Source organism: Rhizobium sp. 01T437 (genome assembly GCF_056398505.1).
Genome location: NZ_JBFTPM010000018.1, coordinates 19,591 through 36,300 on the forward strand (window position 1 = coordinate 19,591; position 16,710 = coordinate 36,300).

Sequence of the window (16,710 nt, forward strand, 5' to 3'; positions counted from 1 at the left end):
TGGTTAATTAACTACTTATGCGCGCAGGAAAATCCAAGGTTTTTTCCTAAGGGTTGTTTGAAACCGAGTTGGTATAAACGCGGCACAAGCTTGGGAGGATGGCCACCACGGGGTTGGGGGAGATCGCTTCAAGCAGGACGCTGCTGGTCCTCACAAGACCTTTGCTGCGGAAACGTAGGCTTATTTTCCGGGATGTCGGGCGCATGACGCACCCTCGGCAGGAGGTTGGAATGAATCTGATTGCAAACTTCGCGGTGCTTGCATCGCGGCGGACGATTTTCGATCTGCCGGTCTGCGATCTCGGTTGGGACGACGCGCTGGTTTTCATCAACGAACTGGCTTCCATCCCCGTCGGGCAGACGGTGGTTTGCTTCGTCAACGCCCACAACATGCTGACGGCACTGCACGACGATGAGTACTATCAGATCATGTCGCATAACCTCGTTCTGCCTGACGGTATCGGTCTCAATATCGCATCCCAGGTCACGCATGGTTCSCCGTTTCCCGCCAATCTGAACGGTACCGATTTCGTACCGGCCTTCCTGACTTTCATGGAAACGCCGCGTCGTATCGGCCTGATCGGTGGCGCGCGTGCGGTCGTTGAGAAGGCGGCCGAGAACTTTTCCAGGCACGCGCCTTGGCACGAGTTCTTCGTGATCTCCGACGGCTTTTTCGACAAGGCCAATCCCGAATCCGTTATCGACGAGGTGGAGCACCAGAAGCTCGATATCCTGATCGTCGGCATGGGCACGCCACTGCAGGAGAAATGGGTCTATCAGAATATCCGCGCCGACCACGCACGTCTCGTTCTGACGGTCGGTGCACTTTTCGATTTCGTTTCGGGCACTGTGCCACGCGCCCCGAAGACCGTGCGCATGATGCGTCTGGAATGGGCCTACCGCCTGGTACAGGAGCCGACGCGCCTCTGGCGCCGCTATATCCTCGGTATTCCGGTATTCCTCTTCCGGGTCTTCCAGTATCGCTTCAGCCGGCGTGCGCGCATCCTCAGTCAGCCGGATGAACGGGCGCACACTGCAGGCGAACAGAAGAGAATCGAGCAGATGAAGAAAGCCGGCTGATTACAGATTTCTGCAGGTTCCGGTTAACCATTTCTTTGCCATGTATATTTAGAGTAGCTTAATCCTCCGCGTCAGCGCGGTTGAGCGAACTCGGCCATCATGCGCATGAGATGTGACGCCAATGCACGATTCCAGGGCGAAAAACAGTTTCCATGATCGCGCAACCACCTCCTCGCGCGGCCAGCGGCAAAGTCATGCCGAAAAGAGCACCCATCCGCCGGAGATTCTTCCTTCCGAAGCTGAACTGCTGCGCGCCATAGGCCGGCTGCTCGACGAACAGCGTGCGAAAGCGCGGCAGACCGAACCGCTGGTGGACCGGATCGAAACGATCCTCGGTTCGCGTCTTCAGGCTGCGAACGATATCGCCTCCGCTTCCGCACCTGAACCCTCTCGTCCTGCGCCAGAGCCGACGACGCAATTCGTCCAGGTTCACCGCGTTGCTCCCGTTGAAAGAGCGCCCATTTCGACGGTTTTGCACGAAATACGGCGCCCGAACTGGATCAGGAGCGCTCTCATCATGGCTGCCCTCTCGTTTGGCGGCGCCGCCACCCCTATCCTGATGCCATCCTCACCTGCGCTTTACACCGCGGAAACGACGCTTGCCGTGGATGCGGGCGCAGGTAACCGGGCTGCCCTCGTCGGGGATACCGTCAAAAGACTGTCTTCGGTACCTGTCATCACCTCTGCCGTTGCGGCACTGAAGCTGGACCGGGATCCGGAATTTGCCGGTAACAGCGCCAATGCACTTGGTGTCGCCTTCGATCTTCTCTCCGGCAGCGGTGCAGCCGCCGATCCGGCATCGCGCGCCGAGGCCGCGCTGAAATCTGCCGTGGCGATTATTCCCGATGACCGCACTGGCACGATCCGTCTGATGGTAACGACAGGCGACGGCGACAAATCGACGCGTATCGCCATGCGACTGTCCGATGCGGTGACCGGTGGCAGCGCCATAGGCAAAGCGGCCGAGACGGCCACTGCCTTGAGGAAGGAAAATGATCAGGCTCAAGCAGAGCTCACGGCCTTCGGTCAGAAGAACGGCGAGGGCAATGTCAAGGTCGCGACCCAGCTGCAGCGCCAGATCGCCGGGCTCGATGCCGATCTGAAGAATGCCGACGACAATATCCTGACCGCCAAGGAACAGGCCGACAAGCTGAAGGCCGCCAAGTTGGCGGACGTGCTGGAAGGCTCGCTCGCTCCGGATATGATCTCGCCCGCCCTGTCGGATCTGCGCGATAGATACGCGATTGCCAAGACCGCATTGGCACAGCTTTCGGCAGACCTCGGACCGCGCCATCCGCGCCTGCTCCAACAGCAGTCCGAGGTCGATGGTCTGAAAGATAACATCGGCAAGGAATTGGCGCGCCTCGCCCAGAACGCAAATGCAGCAGCCAAGGCTGCAATCGATGCGCGCAGACAGCTCAGCGATCGCCGCAACGCGCTGATTGCCCAGAGCCGCGATACTGGCGTCGATCTCGCCAAGCTGACCGAACTGCGGGAAAAGGCGTCTGCCGCCCGCTCGCGCCTGGAAGAGGAGGTCTCCACGACAGGCGCTATCGGTGATGGCCGGGTAACGGTTCGCAAGCCCGCTCTCGTGCTGCCGGTTTCCGGCGACGGTAATTTCGGTTTCAGCGCCTTGGTTGGCGGCGTTGCTGGTTTGGCGATGGGCCTCGGCTTCGCCTTCGTGCCGCGTTTCTTCCGCCGACAGCCCGAACAGGTGCGGGTCCAAGTTTCCGTCGAGGCTCCAATCCTCGCCCCTGTGCCCGAACTTGCGCCGGTCTCGGCGTTGACGGAGACACCAGAGCCGGCACTGGTCCCGCAGGCGGCTGAGGAAGTCGATGCGCTGCGCTCGCAAATCGCCAGCCTGCGCGATCGCTTGCACGCCTACCAGGTCTCACGGTAAGCGAAAGCCCGACCGCAGATTGCTCTTGCATTTGCCGTTTTTAAACGGGATAGGGCGTTATCGGGAAATCATTCCCGCCGCGGGCGGATAGACTGGCGCGAAATTGGGCGGAGAAGACGCGTGACGACAGTAATCGACGGCAAGCAGGTTGCCGCTTCCGTAATCGAAACCGTGAAATCGGCAAATACTGCGCTCGAAGCCGCCAAAGGCGTCCAGACGGGCCTTGCCGTCGTCATTGTCGGCGACGATCCGGCGAGCCACACCTATGTCAGCTCCAAGAGCCGCATGGCCAAGGAATGCGGCTTTAAATCCGTCCAGCACACGCTGCCAGCCGAGACCAGGCAGGAGGAACTTGCAGCACTCGTCGCCTCGCTCAATGCCGATCCGTCGATCCACGGCATTCTCGTACAGCTGCCATTGCCGAAACATCTCGACAGCGAGCCGATCATCCAGTCGATCCTGCCGCAAAAGGATGTCGATGGCTTGAGCGTCGTCAATGCCGGCAAGCTTGCSACCGGCGATCTGAAGACCGGYCTCGTCTCCTGTACGCCGGCCGGCGCCATGGTTTTCGTCCGCCGCACCCATGGTGAGGATCTYTCCGGCCTCAATGCCGTCGTCATTGGCCGCTCCAACCTGTTCGGCAAGCCGATGGCGCAGCTTCTGCTGAATGCCAATGCGACGGTCACCATCGCCCATTCGCGCACGAAGAACCTCGCCGAAATCTGCCGCAACGCCGATATTCTGGTGGCCGCCGTCGGCCGTCCGGAAATGGTCAGGGCCGATTGGGTCAAGCCCGGTGCCACCGTCATCGACGTCGGCATCAACCGCATCGCGGCACCCGAGCGCGGCGAGGGCAAGACCCGCCTCGTCGGTGATGTCGCCTTTGCGGAAGTTTCGCCGGTTGCCGCCGTCATCACCCCGGTTCCCGGTGGCGTCGGTCCGATGACGATCGCCATGCTGATGGCCAATACCGTGATTGCCGCCCATCGCTCGGCAGGGCTGACGCCGCCGATATTCTGATAAGAGCAATTCCAGCAAAAGTGTGCAGCAGTYTTGCGTCCGGAATTGCGCTAAAATAAGCGGCTGATTAGATTTGCGGGGCAGGGCCTGTCGAGGCCCTGACGATCAGCTCGGTCTTCCAGAGTTCCTGCTCGGGGAAGGGACCCGCCTGCTTGACCGTACCGATGAGCCGCTGTGCGATGCGCACGCCGGCCGCCCGCAGCGACGAGCGTGTAGTCGTCAGCGGCACGGAGAAATTCTCCGGCTTCAAGAGCGGCAGCACATCGTCATGGGCGATCAGCGATATTTCCTCGCCGAGTTTCAGCCCGGCTTGATTGACGGCCCGGATCGCGCCGAGTGCAAGCACCGTGCTGGAGCATAAAATAGCGGTTGGTCGATCCGGAAGCTGCAGGAAGCGCTCCATGGCGATCAGTCCTTCCTCATCCGTCATGACCGTATGGCTCATGCAGTCCTCCGCAAGCTCCAGCCCGCGTTCGCCGAGCGCTGCAATGAGGCCGTTCCTGCGGCGAATGGCGAAGTCGAGATGCGCCGGCCCGTTCATCAGCGCAAAGCGCGTATGGCCGAGCTGCAGGAGAAGCCTCGCCGCATCGTAAAAAGCCGCCTCGTTGTCGATGTCGAGATAGGGATAGTCCGGCTCTGAACCAAAGGAGCGCCCATGCACCACGAAGGGCATGGAAAGCGATTTCAGCATGGCGAGCCGCGGGTCGTGGCCGCGCATATAGGCCACGAAGAGCGCATCTACATTGCCGCTGATCGCGAGGCGCCGCAGCGCTGCGACCTCATCATCCGGGTCCGCCGGCATGATGACGAAGTGAAAGTCGTGGCGCACCGCTTCCTCGCCGAGGCCGGTCAGGAATTCGCCGAAATGCACATCCGACTGATGGCCGGGTGCCGTCGGCATGACAAGGCCAATCGAACCGGCCTTGCCGGTCGCAAGCCGCTGGGCCGCCTTGTTCGGCCGGTATCCGGTTTCCTTGACTGCCCGGAGCACGCGTTCCCGGGTATCCTCGTTGACCTCGGGATAGCCGTTAAGCGCGCGGCTCACAGTTGTCTGTGAAAGCCCCAGCAATTCCGATAGCTGTTTGAGATTCACCTGCTATGCTTCCTCCCGGCCTGCCCTGTGGCCGTCAAATAGTGGCCGCCGCCTCCCAATGGCTTCCAAAGCGCTTTCAAATATGTAGCATCTGCTGCGCTTGACTCAAGAAAAATCGCTCCATATTCCCCATTAAGCCTTGCTGCAACGCGATAAAGCGGCGCTATTCCCGCTGTTTTCGCGAAATGGCTTGACTTCATTCTGCTGAAAGTGAATGAGTTGCGTTGTCAAAGCGCTTTGAGATTTCCTTTGAATGAAATTCTGCGCTATCGGATTGTGATGGGAGGTTGATCACATGAAAAAGTCATTCTTGATGGGTGTTGCAGTTGCGGCGCTTTTTGCCGGCGCTGCGTCGGCCGCGGATCTGAAATTCCCGCCCGGCCAGGATTCCAAGTTCAACTGGAAGAGCTATGATGACTTCAAGGCTGCCCATGCCGACCTGAAGGGTCAGCAGCTGACGATCTTCGGCCCTTGGCGCGGCGAAGACGAAGCCTTCTTCCAGAGCATTCTTGCCTATTTCGTCGAAGCGACCGGCATCGACGCCAAGTATTCCTCCTCTGAAAACTACGAGCAGCAGATCGTCATCGATACGCAGGCAGGCTCCCCGCCGAATATCGCCATCCTGCCGCAGCCGGGCCTTCTCGCCGATCTCGCTGGCAAGGGCTATCTGACGCCGCTCGGCGACGATACGTCCAAGTGGGTCAAGGATAATTACGGTGCCGGCGACAGCTGGGTCGGCTACGGCACCTACAAGGGCAAGGATGGCAAGGAAGCCTTCTATGCTTTCCCCTACAAGGCCGACGTGAAGTCGCTCGTCTGGTATGTGCCGGAAAACTTCCAGGAAGCCGGCTACAAAGTTCCGACGACCATGGAAGAGCTGCACGCTCTGACCGATCAGATCGTCAAGGACGGCGGCGTTCCCTGGTGCATAGGTCTCGGTTCTGGCGGTGCGACCGGCTGGCCGGCGACCGACTGGGTCGAAGACATCATGCTGCGCACGCAGAAGCCTGACGTCTACGACAAGTGGACCACCAACGAAGTGAAGTTCACCGATCCGGCCGTCGTTGCCGCGATCGACGAATTCGGCAAGTTTGCCAAGAACGAGAAGTATGTCGACGGCGGTGTTGCAGCCGTTGCTTCGACCGACTTCCGCGACAGCCCGAAGGGCCTCTTCGCCGTTCCGCCGAAGTGCTACCTGCACCACCAGGCTTCGTTCATCCCGTCCTTCTTCCCTGAAGGCACGAAGCTCGGCACCGATGCCGATTTCTTCTACATGCCGACCTATGCCGCACATGCCGATCTCGGCAAGCCGGTTCTGGGTGCGGGCACGCTCGTCACCATCGCCAAGGATTCTCCGACGGCCCGCGCCTTCGTCGACTTCCTGAAGACGCCGGTCGCCCATGAGCTCTGGATGGCGCAGTCGAGCTTCCTGACCCCGTACAAGGGCGTCAACGTCGATGCTTACGCCAACCCGCAGATGAAGAAGGAAGGCGAGATCCTGACCTCGGCCACCACCTTCCGTTTCGACGGTTCTGACCTGATGCCTGGCAAGATCGGCGCCGGCGCCTTCTGGACCGGCATGGTGGATTTCGTCGGCGGCAAGTCCGCTCAGGACGCTGCAGCCGAAATCCAGAGCGCCTGGGACGGTATCAAGTAATTTCCCACCAGTTCATGCCGCCGGGTAGCCGGCGGCATTACCGGAATGAGCGGCCGGGTTCCAGAGGGGGAGCCCGGTCGTACCGGATCCTGTGGTCAAACACACAAGCTCTATTGACGGTATCCGGCGATAACCCTTCAAAATAAGACAGGGAAGCAGGGGAGGGACGAATGCTGTTGCAGATAGTGTCCGCTTTGGGCGTCGTGGTCGTCGCCGTTTTCGCATGCTCGGCCTATTTCTTTTTCTCGAACAAGATTCTCGATCTCGCCTTGCCGGTCAGGGACGGTGATATCCGTCAGGCCTCGACCAATCTGAACCGGCGCGCGATGATCCGCCCCTGGCTGTTCATTGGTCCGGCACTCTTCCTGCTGATCGTCTACCTCGTCTATCCTGTCATCGCGACCTTCATCCTGTCCTTCTATGATCGCTCGGGTGACCAGTTCGTCGGCGCAGCGAATTACCTGTGGGCGCTGAACGACCGCGAATTTCGCCAGTCGATCTTCAACAACATCCTGTGGCTCGCCGTCGTGCCCGCCGCCTGCACCTTCTTCGGCCTCGTCATCGCCGTCATGACCGACCGTATCTGGTGGGGCAATATCGCCAAGAGCATCGTCTTCATGCCAATGGCGATCTCCTTCGTCGGCGCTTCCGTCATCTGGAAGTTCATCTATGAGTATCGCGGCGGCAACGATGTGCAGATCGGCCTCCTGAACGCCATCGTGCAGACATTCGGCGGCACGCCGGAGGTTTGGATTTCCGTTCCCTTCTGGAACAATTTCTTCCTGATGGTGATCCTGGTCTGGATCCAGACCGGTTTTGCCATGGTCATCCTCTCGGCAGCCCTTCGCGGCATTCCGGAAGAGACGATCGAGGCTGCTGTCATCGACGGCGCCAATGGCTGGCAGATCTTCTGGCGCATCATGGTGCCGCAGATCTGGGGCACGATCGCCGTCGTCTGGACGACGATCACCATCCTCGTTCTCAAGGTCTTCGATATCGTGCTCACCATGACCAACGGCCAGTGGCAGACCATGGTATTGGCGAACCTGATGTTCAACTGGTTGTTCCGCGGCGGCGGCGATTCCGGCCGAAGTGCCGTCATCGCCATCATCATCATGCTTGCCGTCACGCCGATCATGGTGTGGAACGTGCGCCGCGCCAACGCCGAACTGAGGGGACGCTGAGATGACGAGAGCTGCAAGCTACTTCAAGATCGGCCCCGCCCGTCTTTTCGTCCACTTCTGCGTTCTCGTCATCGTCATCATCTGGCTGGTGCCCACACTCGGCATCTTCGTCAGTGCGCTCCGCGACAAGGACCAGATCACCGTTTCCGGCTGGTGGACCGCCTTTGCCGGCTCCACGCAGACGGTCGCCGTGCGCCTCGGCACGCCCGACCAGCAGAAGCAGGAAGGCGATATCTACGTCATCACCGGCAATGTCCTGGCCGACCAGCCCGGCCGCTCGGTCAAGGCCTTCGGTGTGCGCGTCCAGCAGCCTTCGGCCTTCGAGGCCGGCCAGACCGCAGATCTCGGCGACGGCGAGAGCCTGGTCATCAACAGCGATGGCAGCTATCGCTATATGAAGAACGCCGCCTTCGCTTCCGACGAGCGTCCGCGCCGTATCTATGTCGCGGCATCAGCCCCGCCCGAATTTACGATGGCGAACTATAAGTCCGTTCTGACAAGCGAGGGCATCGGCCAGTCCTTCATCAACTCGCTGACGGTGACCATTCCGGCGACCATCATCCCGATCCTGATTGCCGCCTTCGCCGCCTACGCGCTGAGCTGGATGGAGTTCCCCGGCCGGGCGTTGCTGATCGCGCTCGTCGTCGGCCTCATCGTCGTGCCGCTGCAGATGTCTCTCATCCCGCTGCTGCGCCTTTATAACGAGATCGGCACTTTGATCGGCCAGCCGTCGAAGACCTATCCCGGCATCTGGATGGCGCATACCGCCTTCGGCATGCCGCTCGCCATATATCTGCTGCGGGCCTATATTTCCGGCCTGCCCAAGGAGATCATCGAATCCGCCCGCGTCGATGGCGCGAGCGACTTCGAGATCTTCACCCGCATCGTATTGCCTCTCTCCTTCCCCGCGCTCGCGTCCTTCGCGATCTTCCAGTTCCTGTGGGTGTGGAACGACCTGCTTGTGGCCATGGTCTTCCTCGGCACCGACAAGGATCATCTCGTGCTGACCGGAGCGCTGAATGCGCTGCTCGGCTCGCGCGGCGGCAACTGGGAAATCCTGACGGCGTCCGCCTTCGTCACCATCATCATACCGCTGCTCGTCTTCTTCTCGCTGCAGCGTTATCTGGTGCGCGGCCTGCTGGCAGGGTCGGTCAAGGGGGGCTGATCCATCCCAAGACGTAATTTCAAACAGGATATTCCATGAGTGTGGCTTCCCAATCCATTCTGACCGCCGACAAGGACTGGTGGCGCGGCGCGGTGATCTATCAGATCTATCCGCGCTCCTACCAGGATTCGAATGGCGACGGCATCGGTGACCTGAAAGGCATCACCGCCCGCCTGCCGCATATCGCCAGCCTCGGTGCCGATGCGATCTGGATTTCGCCCTTCTTCACCTCACCGATGCGCGATTTCGGCTACGACGTTTCGGACTACGAAAACGTCGATGCAATCTTCGGAACGCTCGTCGATTTCGACACGCTGATTGCTGAGGCCCACCGCCTCGGTATCCGCGTGATGATCGACCTCGTCATCTCGCACTCGTCCGACCAGCATCCCTGGTTCGCCGAGAGCCGCTCGAGCAAGACCAATGCCAAGGCCGACTGGTATGTCTGGGCCGATGCCAAGCCGGATGGCACGCCGCCGAACAACTGGCTGTCGATCTTCGGCGGTTCTGCATGGGCGTGGGATCCAACGCGCATGCAATATTACATGCACAACTTCCTGACCTCGCAGCCGGACATGAACCTGCACAATCCCGAGGTGCAGGACCGCCTGCTCGATGTCGTCCGTTTCTGGCTGAAGCGCGGCGTCGACGGCTTCCGTCTCGACACGATCAACTTCTACTTCCACGACAAGCTGTTGCGCGACAACCCGGCGCTTGCTCCCGAACGCCGCAATGCCTCCACCGCGCCTGCCGTGAACCCCTATAATTTCCAGGAGCATCTTTACGACAAGAACCGCCCGGAAAACCTCGAATTCCTGAAGCGCTTCCGTGCGGTGCTGGAAGAGTTCCCGGCAATAGCGGCTGTCGGTGAGGTCGGCGACAGCCAGCGCGGTCTCGAAATCGTTGGCGAATATACGTCCGGCAATGACAAGATGCACATGTGCTACGCCTTCGAATTCCTGGCGCCCGATCCGCTTTCGCCCGAGCGCGTTGAGGAAGTCATGAAGGATTTCGGTGCGGCCGCTCCCGATGGCTGGGCCTGCTGGGCCTTCTCAAACCATGACGTGATGCGCCATGTCAGCCGCTGGGGCGCGTTGGTTGCCGATCACGATGCCTTTGCCAAGCTCTATGCCTCGTTGCTGATGACGCTGCGCGGTTCTGTCTGCATCTATCAGGGCGAGGAGCTTGCCCTCACCGAAGCCGATCTCGCCTATCAGGACCTGCAGGATCCCTACGGCATCCAGTTCTGGCCCGAATTCAAGGGCCGTGATGGTTGCCGCACGCCGATGGTCTGGGACAGCCAGGTTGCCCAGGGTGGTTTCTCGACGGTGAAACCCTGGCTGCCGGTGCCGGTCGAACACATCCTGCGCGCCGTCAGTGTGCAGCAGGGCGCCGAGAATTCCGTGCTGGAGCACTACCGCCGCTTCATCGCCTTCCGCAAGCAGTACCCGGCTTTCGCCAAGGGCGAGATCGAGTTCGAGGATCCGCAGGATGACGCACTGATCTTCACACGCGAATTCGGCAACGAGACGCTGCTCTGCATCTTCAACATGGGACCGGCGGAAACCAATGTGACCCTGCCGGCGGGCGAATGGCAGGCTCTGGCGGGCCACGGCTTTACCAGCAACAATTACGGCGACAAGATCGATATTCCGGCCTGGGGGGCGTATTTCGCCCGCCTCGCTTAAGGATCAGGAGGGGAGAGGAAAATGACTGGACTGACGCTTAAGGATATCCGCAAATCCTATGGCTCCGTGGACGTGCTCCACGGTATCGACCTGGAGATCAACCAGGGCGAATTCATCGTTTTCGTCGGCCCCTCCGGCTGCGGCAAGTCCACGCTTCTGCGCATGATCGCCGGCCTGGAAAACATCACCGGCGGGGAGATGTACATCGACGGCATGCTCGTCAATGACGTGCCGCCCTCCAGGCGCGGCATCGCCATGGTGTTCCAGTCCTACGCGCTCTATCCGCATATGACGGTCTTCGACAACATGGCCTTCGGCATGAAGATCGCCCGCGAAAGCAAGCAGGAGATCGACCGCCGTGTGCGGGCGGCAGCCGAGACCCTGCAACTGACCAAATATCTCGACCGCCTGCCGAAGGCCCTCTCGGGCGGCCAGCGCCAGCGCGTGGCGATCGGCCGCGCCATCTGCCGCAATCCGAAGGTCTTCCTCTTCGACGAGCCGCTGTCGAACCTCGATGCGGCACTGCGCGTCGCAACCCGTATCGAGATCGCCCGCCTGAACGAACAGATGGCCGATACGACGATGATCTATGTCACGCACGACCAGGTCGAGGCGATGACGCTGGCAGACCGCATCGTCGTCCTCTCTGCCGGCAATATCGAGCAGGTCGGTGCGCCGCTGGAGCTCTACGAGCGCCCGGCAAACCTTTTCGTTGCCAAGTTCATCGGCTCTCCGGCCATGAACATCATTCCTGCAACGATCACCGACGCCGGCGGAAACACGACGGTGACGCTGACAGGCGGCAAATCGGTGACACTCAATATCGCAACGGCCGCATCCGAGAAGGGCAAGCAGGCTAGCTTTGGTGTTCGCCCCGAAGATCTGCGCATTGCAAGCCCTAATGAGGACTATCTCTTCGAGGGCGAAGTTTCGATTGTCGAGCAGCTCGGTGAAGTGACGCTGCTCTATATCGAAGGCCTGGTTCAGGGTGAGCCGATCATCGTCAAGCTGCCCGGCATCTATGATGTGAAGAGGGGTCAGAAGATGCATTTCGTCGCCGATTGGCAGAAGCTGCACCTCTTCGATGCGTCGGGCCACACCTATAGGAAATGACCATCCATTTTTGGTGGAATCCTTCTTCTTGAGGCTGTGCAGGGGAAGGATTCTTACTTTCTGTTAAATATGCGGTGCTAGCCTTTTTCCCATTACGACTGAGGGAACCAAGGCTATGGCCGCATCGAATCCAACACCTCCGAAATCCCACTTCCTGGCGAAGGAAGAATCTTTCATGTACGACCGCGAAGCGCGGTTCAAGATGGAAGACACGATGAACGCCGCGCGCATCGAATATACGGAAAAGGGCGTCATGCATGCCGCCTCGCGCCGCTGCGATATCGTCCGTATATCCATGAGCAGCGCGATCCTCGCGATCCTCACGCAGTATACCCTGCCGAAGCAATTCTATCTGGATATTCCGGACGCCCGCATCACCAAGGTGGGCTGCCTGCTGATGAAGACCTTCCCGAACAACACGATCGAAGTTCGCTTCCTGCGCCTGCTGACGCAGAAGGAGCTGAACAAGATCTTCGTCTATAGCACGCACCCGGCTCACAAGGATTACGTCCTCGATATCCGCGCGTAACAGTTTCGCGTCTCGCTGGATATGAAAAACCCGCGGTTCCGGCCGCGGGTTTTTCTTTTATATCGATGACGATGTCAGTGGGCGTGGAAAAGCACGCTGGCACCCTGGTCGGACGGGCCGACCGCGTGGCGGAACGGCGCGAAAAGCTCGCGGCCCATGCCGAATTCGTTATCCGAAAGATCAATCGTCACAGGCTCGCGCTCGGCCATGTCGGCGGCATCGACGAGTACTTCGAGCGTACCCCTGATCGCGTCTAGGCGGATGATATCGCCGTTCTTGATGCGGGCGATCGGGCCGCCGTCGACCGCTTCCGGTGTGACGTGGATTGCCGCCGGCACCTTGCCGGATGCGCCGGACATGCGCCCGTCGGTCAAGAGCGCCACGCGGAAGCCGCGATCCTGCAGCACGCCGAGTGGTGGGGTCAGCTTGTGCAGTTCAGGCATGCCATTGGCCTTCGGGCCCTGGAAGCGCACAACGGCAATGAAGTCGCGGTTGAGCTTGCCTTCCTTGAAAGCGTCCTGCAGCTCCTGCTGGCTGTGGAAGATGACTGCCGGCGCTTCGATAATGTGGCGCTCAGGCTTGACGGCGGAAATCTTGATGACCGCCTTGCCGAGATTGCCGCGCAGCATCTTCAAGCCGCCATTCGCCTGGAATGGCGTCTCGATGCTGGCAAGCACCTTCGGATCATGGCTCTTTTCCGGCGAAGGCTGGCGCACGACGGCGCCATTGTCGCCAAGCTGGGCATCGACCGTATAGGCCTGCAGCCCGTGACCGAAGACGGTGCGCACATCATCATGCACCAGGCCCTGCTTCAAGAGTTCCTTGATGAGGAAGCCCATTCCGCCGGCTGCCTGGAAGTGGTTCACGTCGGCAAGCCCGTTTGGATAGACGCGGGCAAGCAGCGGCACCAATTCCGAAAGCTCGGCAATATCCTGCCAGGTCAGCACGATACCGCCGGCGCGCGCCATGGCGACGAGGTGCATCGTGTGGTTCGTCGAGCCGCCCGTCGCATGCAGGCCGACGACGCCGTTGACGATCGAGCGTTCGTCGATCATCTCGCCGGCTGGCGTGAACTCGTTGCCGAGAGCGGTAATGGCGAGCGCCCGCTTGGCGGCCTCGCGCGTCAGCGCTTCGCGCAGCGGCGTGCCGGGATTGATGAAGGAGGAGCCCGGCATATGGAAGCCCATGATCTCCATCAGCATCTGGTTGGAATTGGCTGTACCGTAGAAGGTGCAGGTGCCTGGGCCGTGATAGGACTTGGATTCGGCTTCCAGCAGCTCGGCGCGGCCGACTTTGCCCTCGGCAAAGAGCTGGCGCACGCGCGACTTCTCGTCGTTCGCCAAGCCTGTCGTCATCGGTCCGGCTGGAATGAAGATCGACGGCAGGTGGCCGAAGGAGAGGGCCGCGATCATGAGGCCGGGTACGATCTTGTCGCAGACGCCAAGGAAGAGCGCAGCATCGAACATGTTATGCGACAGGCCCACACCGGCCGCCATGGCGATCAGATCGCGCGAAAAGAGCGAAAGCTCCATGCCCGGCTGGCCCTGAGTGACGCCGTCGCACATGGCCGGTACACCGCCGGCGACCTGGGCAATACCGCCGGCCTGCGCTGCCGCCTCGCGGATGATCGCCGGATAGGTCTCGAACGGCTGATGAGCCGAGAGCATATCGTTATAGGCGGTGATGATGCCGAGATTGGGCACGCGGTCGCCCGCAAGTGCATCCTTCTCGGCGGGGGAACAGACGGCAAAGCCGTGGGCGAGGTTGGCGCAGCCGAGAACGGAACGGTTGACGCCCTTTGAGGCGGCAGCGCGCAGGCGTTCCAGATAGCGCTCGCGGGTCGGCTTCGAGCGTTCGACAATGCGATTTGTAATCGCAGCAATGCGTGCGTGAGCGGACATGGAAAATCCCTGCCTTGTTCTGTTCGTTTCTATCTGCTCGCCGGCTCCGGCGGCCCTTCAGGCCGTATCAGGGAGCCCAGTAGATCTCGACCGGGGAAGTGGCCCGGCGCAGAATGGCGCGGATCGGCATTTCTGCCTCTTCGCCGTTGCCTTCCGCCTTGGCGAGAACGTCTTTTTTGCCTTCGCCCTCAATATGGAGAATGAGCAGTTTGGCATCCTCAAGAGCGGAGAAGGTGAAGGTCAGGCGCGGTTCGCCTGCCCCTTCTGCATCCATGGTGATGATGCCGCGTGGCGTCTTTGCGTCGAGCGCGAGGCTCAGATTGTTGCCGCCCGGGAAGAACGAGGCCGTATGGCCGTCGCCGCCCATGCCGAGAATGACGACATCGAAGGGGATGCCGATCTCGGCGCTCTTTGCCGTTGCAAGCCTTGCTGCCTCCTCGACGGAGGCGGCCGGCTGGTAAAGCGGCACGAAACGCGCCGCTTTAGCCTTGTTCTGGAGAAGATTGGCATCGACCAGTAGATGGTTCGAGCGCGGATTGTCGGCGGGCACGAAGCGTTCGTCGACGAGTGTGATCGTCACCTTGGCCCAGTCGATATCGCGCGCCGAAAGCGCCTGGAAGAAGGCTTTCGGCGTGGAACCGCCGGAAACGGCGATGCTCGCTTCTCCGCGGGCTGCGATGGCTGCCGTAAGCGCTCTGGAAACCTTGTCTGCAAGGTTGGTGGCGAGTTCGGCGGCGTTTGCGAAGGAATGCAGTGTCGATGCCATATCTTCAGACCTCGGACTAGATGTCGTCGTGCCAGGTGCGGCCGTCGCGTTCGATGAGCGCGATGGCCTGGCTCGGACCCCAGGTGCCGGCCGTGTAGCCCTGCACCTGCTGGCCGGTCGATTCCCAACCCTTGAGGATCGGATCGACCCACTGCCATGCGGCTTCGACTTCGTCGCGGCGCATGAACAGCGTCTGGTTGGAACGGATGACGTCCATCAGCAGACGCTCGTAGGCGTCAGGATTGCGGACGTTGAAGGCTTGGGCGAAGCTCATGTCGAGCGAGACATTGCGCAGGCGCATGCCGCCCGGACCAGGATCCTTGATCATCAGCGACTGCTTGACGCCTTCATCCGGCTGCAGGCGGATGATCAGCTGGTTCTGGCTGATGCGGCCGGCGGCCTGATCGAAGATCGCATGCGGGATCGGCTTGAAGGTGATGACGATTTCCGACATGCGCCCGGCAAGGCGCTTGCCGGTGCGGATGTAGAAGGGAACGCCTGCCCAGCGCCAGTTGTTGATCTCGGCCTTGATGGCGACGAAGGTTTCCGTATTGGAAACGCCGCCTTCCAGCTCTTCGAGATAGCCCTTGACCGGACCGCTGCCGGAAGCGCCGGCGCGGTACTGGCCGCGAACCGTGGCCTGCTCGACGTTGGAGGCGTTGATTGGCTTCAGCGCGCGCAGAACTTTAAGCTTTTCGTCGCGAACAGCTTCCGAATCCATCGAGGAAGGAACTTCCATCGCAGTCAGGCAGAGGAGCTGCAGGATATGGTTCTGCACCATGTCGCGCAGTGCGCCGGCCGTATCGTAGTAACCGGCGCGGCCTTCGAGGCCGACGGCTTCGGCAACGGTGATCTGGATGTGGTCGATATAGTTGGCGTTCCACAGCGGCTCATAGAGCGCGTTGGCAAAGCGCAGCGCCATCAGGTTCTGCACCGTCTCCTTGCCGAGATAGTGGTCGATGCGGAAGATCTGCTCTTCCTTGAAGGCGCGGCCGATACTGTCGTTGAGCTGCAAGGCCGAGGCGAGGTCACGGCCGATCGGCTTTTCGACGACGATGCGGGTCGATTTGGTGATCAGCTTGTGGTCGTGGATCTTCTGCGAGATGTCGCCAAAGATGCCTGGGGCAACGGCGAGGTAAAAGGCGCGAACCCGGTCCTTGCCCTCGTCGAGCAGCTTCTTCAGCTGATCCCAGCCGCTGTCCGTGCGGGCATCGACGGAAACATAGAAGAGACGGGAGCAGAACTTTTCGACTTCCGCCTCGTCATATTCGCCCTTCTTCAGGTGTTCCTTGAGCGCGTCCTTGGCGAACTTGCGGTATTCCTCATGCGAAAGCGGGCTGCGCGAAGCGCCGATGACACGGGTCGGCTCGGAGAACTGGCCCTCGATCTGGCGATGATACAGCGCGGGCAGAAGCTTGCGTTCGGCAAGGTCGCCGCTGCCGCCAAAGACGACGTAATCAAAAGGCTCAACGGGAATGATCTGGCTGCTCATGAGCTTGTCTCTCAATCAGGCTTGGTTGGTGGCCGTTTTAATCTAATCGATTTAAAAAAGCCAGTGTGCGGTGCAATGAATCTGTCCGTCATCGGTTTTAAAGCGAATTACCCGCAGAGGAAA

13 protein-coding genes are annotated in these 16,710 nt (G+C 60.5%); 9 read left to right on the forward strand and 4 right to left on the reverse strand.

Going from position 1 to position 16,710, the window contains the following annotated elements; genetic code table 11:
- Positions 1-230 precede the first annotated feature (230 nt).
- The 3 genes from AC1DM5_RS27980 to folD all read left to right on the forward strand — a co-directional run bounded on the left by AC1DM5_RS27980 (position 231) and on the right by folD (position 3,999).
- A complete protein-coding gene (locus tag AC1DM5_RS27980) occupies positions 231-1,079 on the forward strand; it encodes a WecB/TagA/CpsF family glycosyltransferase (RefSeq protein WP_477976246.1) in 849 nt (282 codons plus the stop codon).
- 121 nt (positions 1,080-1,200) lie between these two features.
- Positions 1,201-2,979 (forward strand): GumC domain-containing protein, encoded by a 1,779-nt coding sequence (locus AC1DM5_RS27985; RefSeq protein ID WP_477819563.1) that lies wholly within the window; start codon positions 1,201-1,203, stop codon positions 2,977-2,979.
- Between the two features lie 120 nt (positions 2,980-3,099).
- Positions 3,100-3,999 carry a bifunctional methylenetetrahydrofolate dehydrogenase/methenyltetrahydrofolate cyclohydrolase FolD gene (gene folD, locus AC1DM5_RS27990; RefSeq protein WP_477819564.1) on the forward strand — a complete coding sequence of 300 codons (900 nt, stop codon included), beginning with the start codon at positions 3,100-3,102 and terminating at the stop codon, positions 3,997-3,999.
- Between the two features lie 67 nt (positions 4,000-4,066).
- Here the strand turns inward: folD and AC1DM5_RS27995 are convergent, their stop codons facing one another.
- Positions 4,067-5,092, reverse strand: a complete 1,026-nt coding sequence (locus tag AC1DM5_RS27995) for a LacI family DNA-binding transcriptional regulator (RefSeq protein WP_477824361.1) — start codon at positions 5,090-5,092, stop codon at positions 4,067-4,069.
- Between the two features lie 295 nt (positions 5,093-5,387).
- On the opposite strand from AC1DM5_RS27995, the gene AC1DM5_RS28000 reads away from it, so the two are divergent.
- The 6 genes from AC1DM5_RS28000 to AC1DM5_RS28025 all read left to right on the forward strand — a co-directional run bounded on the left by AC1DM5_RS28000 (position 5,388) and on the right by AC1DM5_RS28025 (position 12,428).
- Complete coding sequence (locus AC1DM5_RS28000; protein ID WP_477824360.1) at positions 5,388-6,749, forward strand: ABC transporter substrate-binding protein; 1,362 nt, start codon at positions 5,388-5,390, stop codon at positions 6,747-6,749.
- Positions 6,750-6,919: 170 nt separating this feature from the next.
- Entirely contained in the window at positions 6,920-7,933 is a 1,014-nt protein-coding gene (locus tag AC1DM5_RS28005) for a carbohydrate ABC transporter permease (protein WP_477824359.1), read from the forward strand.
- A 1-nt stretch (position 7,934) separates the two neighbouring features.
- Positions 7,935-9,098 carry a carbohydrate ABC transporter permease gene (locus tag AC1DM5_RS28010; protein ID WP_477824358.1) on the forward strand — a complete coding sequence of 388 codons (1,164 nt, stop codon included), beginning with the start codon at positions 7,935-7,937 and terminating at the stop codon, positions 9,096-9,098.
- 35 nt (positions 9,099-9,133) lie between these two features.
- Complete coding sequence (gene bglA, locus AC1DM5_RS28015; protein ID WP_477976248.1) at positions 9,134-10,786, forward strand: beta-galactosidase BglA; 1,653 nt, start codon at positions 9,134-9,136, stop codon at positions 10,784-10,786.
- A gap of 21 nt (positions 10,787-10,807) precedes the next feature.
- Positions 10,808-11,899, forward strand: a complete 1,092-nt coding sequence (locus AC1DM5_RS28020; RefSeq protein WP_477976250.1) for an ABC transporter ATP-binding protein — start codon at positions 10,808-10,810, stop codon at positions 11,897-11,899.
- 115 nt (positions 11,900-12,014) lie between these two features.
- Positions 12,015-12,428, forward strand: a complete 414-nt coding sequence (locus AC1DM5_RS28025) for a hypothetical protein (RefSeq protein WP_310378783.1) — start codon at positions 12,015-12,017, stop codon at positions 12,426-12,428.
- A 74-nt stretch (positions 12,429-12,502) separates the two neighbouring features.
- Here AC1DM5_RS28025 and edd read toward each other — a convergent pair whose 3' ends face one another.
- From edd to zwf, 3 genes are all read right to left on the reverse strand, one after another.
- Positions 12,503-14,329 carry a phosphogluconate dehydratase gene (gene edd / locus AC1DM5_RS28030; RefSeq protein ID WP_477823359.1) on the reverse strand — a complete coding sequence of 609 codons (1,827 nt, stop codon included), beginning with the start codon at positions 14,327-14,329 and terminating at the stop codon, positions 12,503-12,505.
- Between the two features lie 67 nt (positions 14,330-14,396).
- Complete coding sequence (pgl, locus tag AC1DM5_RS28035; protein ID WP_477823358.1) at positions 14,397-15,095, reverse strand: 6-phosphogluconolactonase; 699 nt, start codon at positions 15,093-15,095, stop codon at positions 14,397-14,399.
- 16 nt (positions 15,096-15,111) lie between these two features.
- Positions 15,112-16,587 (reverse strand): glucose-6-phosphate dehydrogenase, encoded by a 1,476-nt coding sequence (gene zwf, locus AC1DM5_RS28040; RefSeq protein ID WP_007819337.1) that lies wholly within the window; start codon positions 16,585-16,587, stop codon positions 15,112-15,114.
- Between the last annotated feature and the right edge of the window lie 123 nt (positions 16,588-16,710).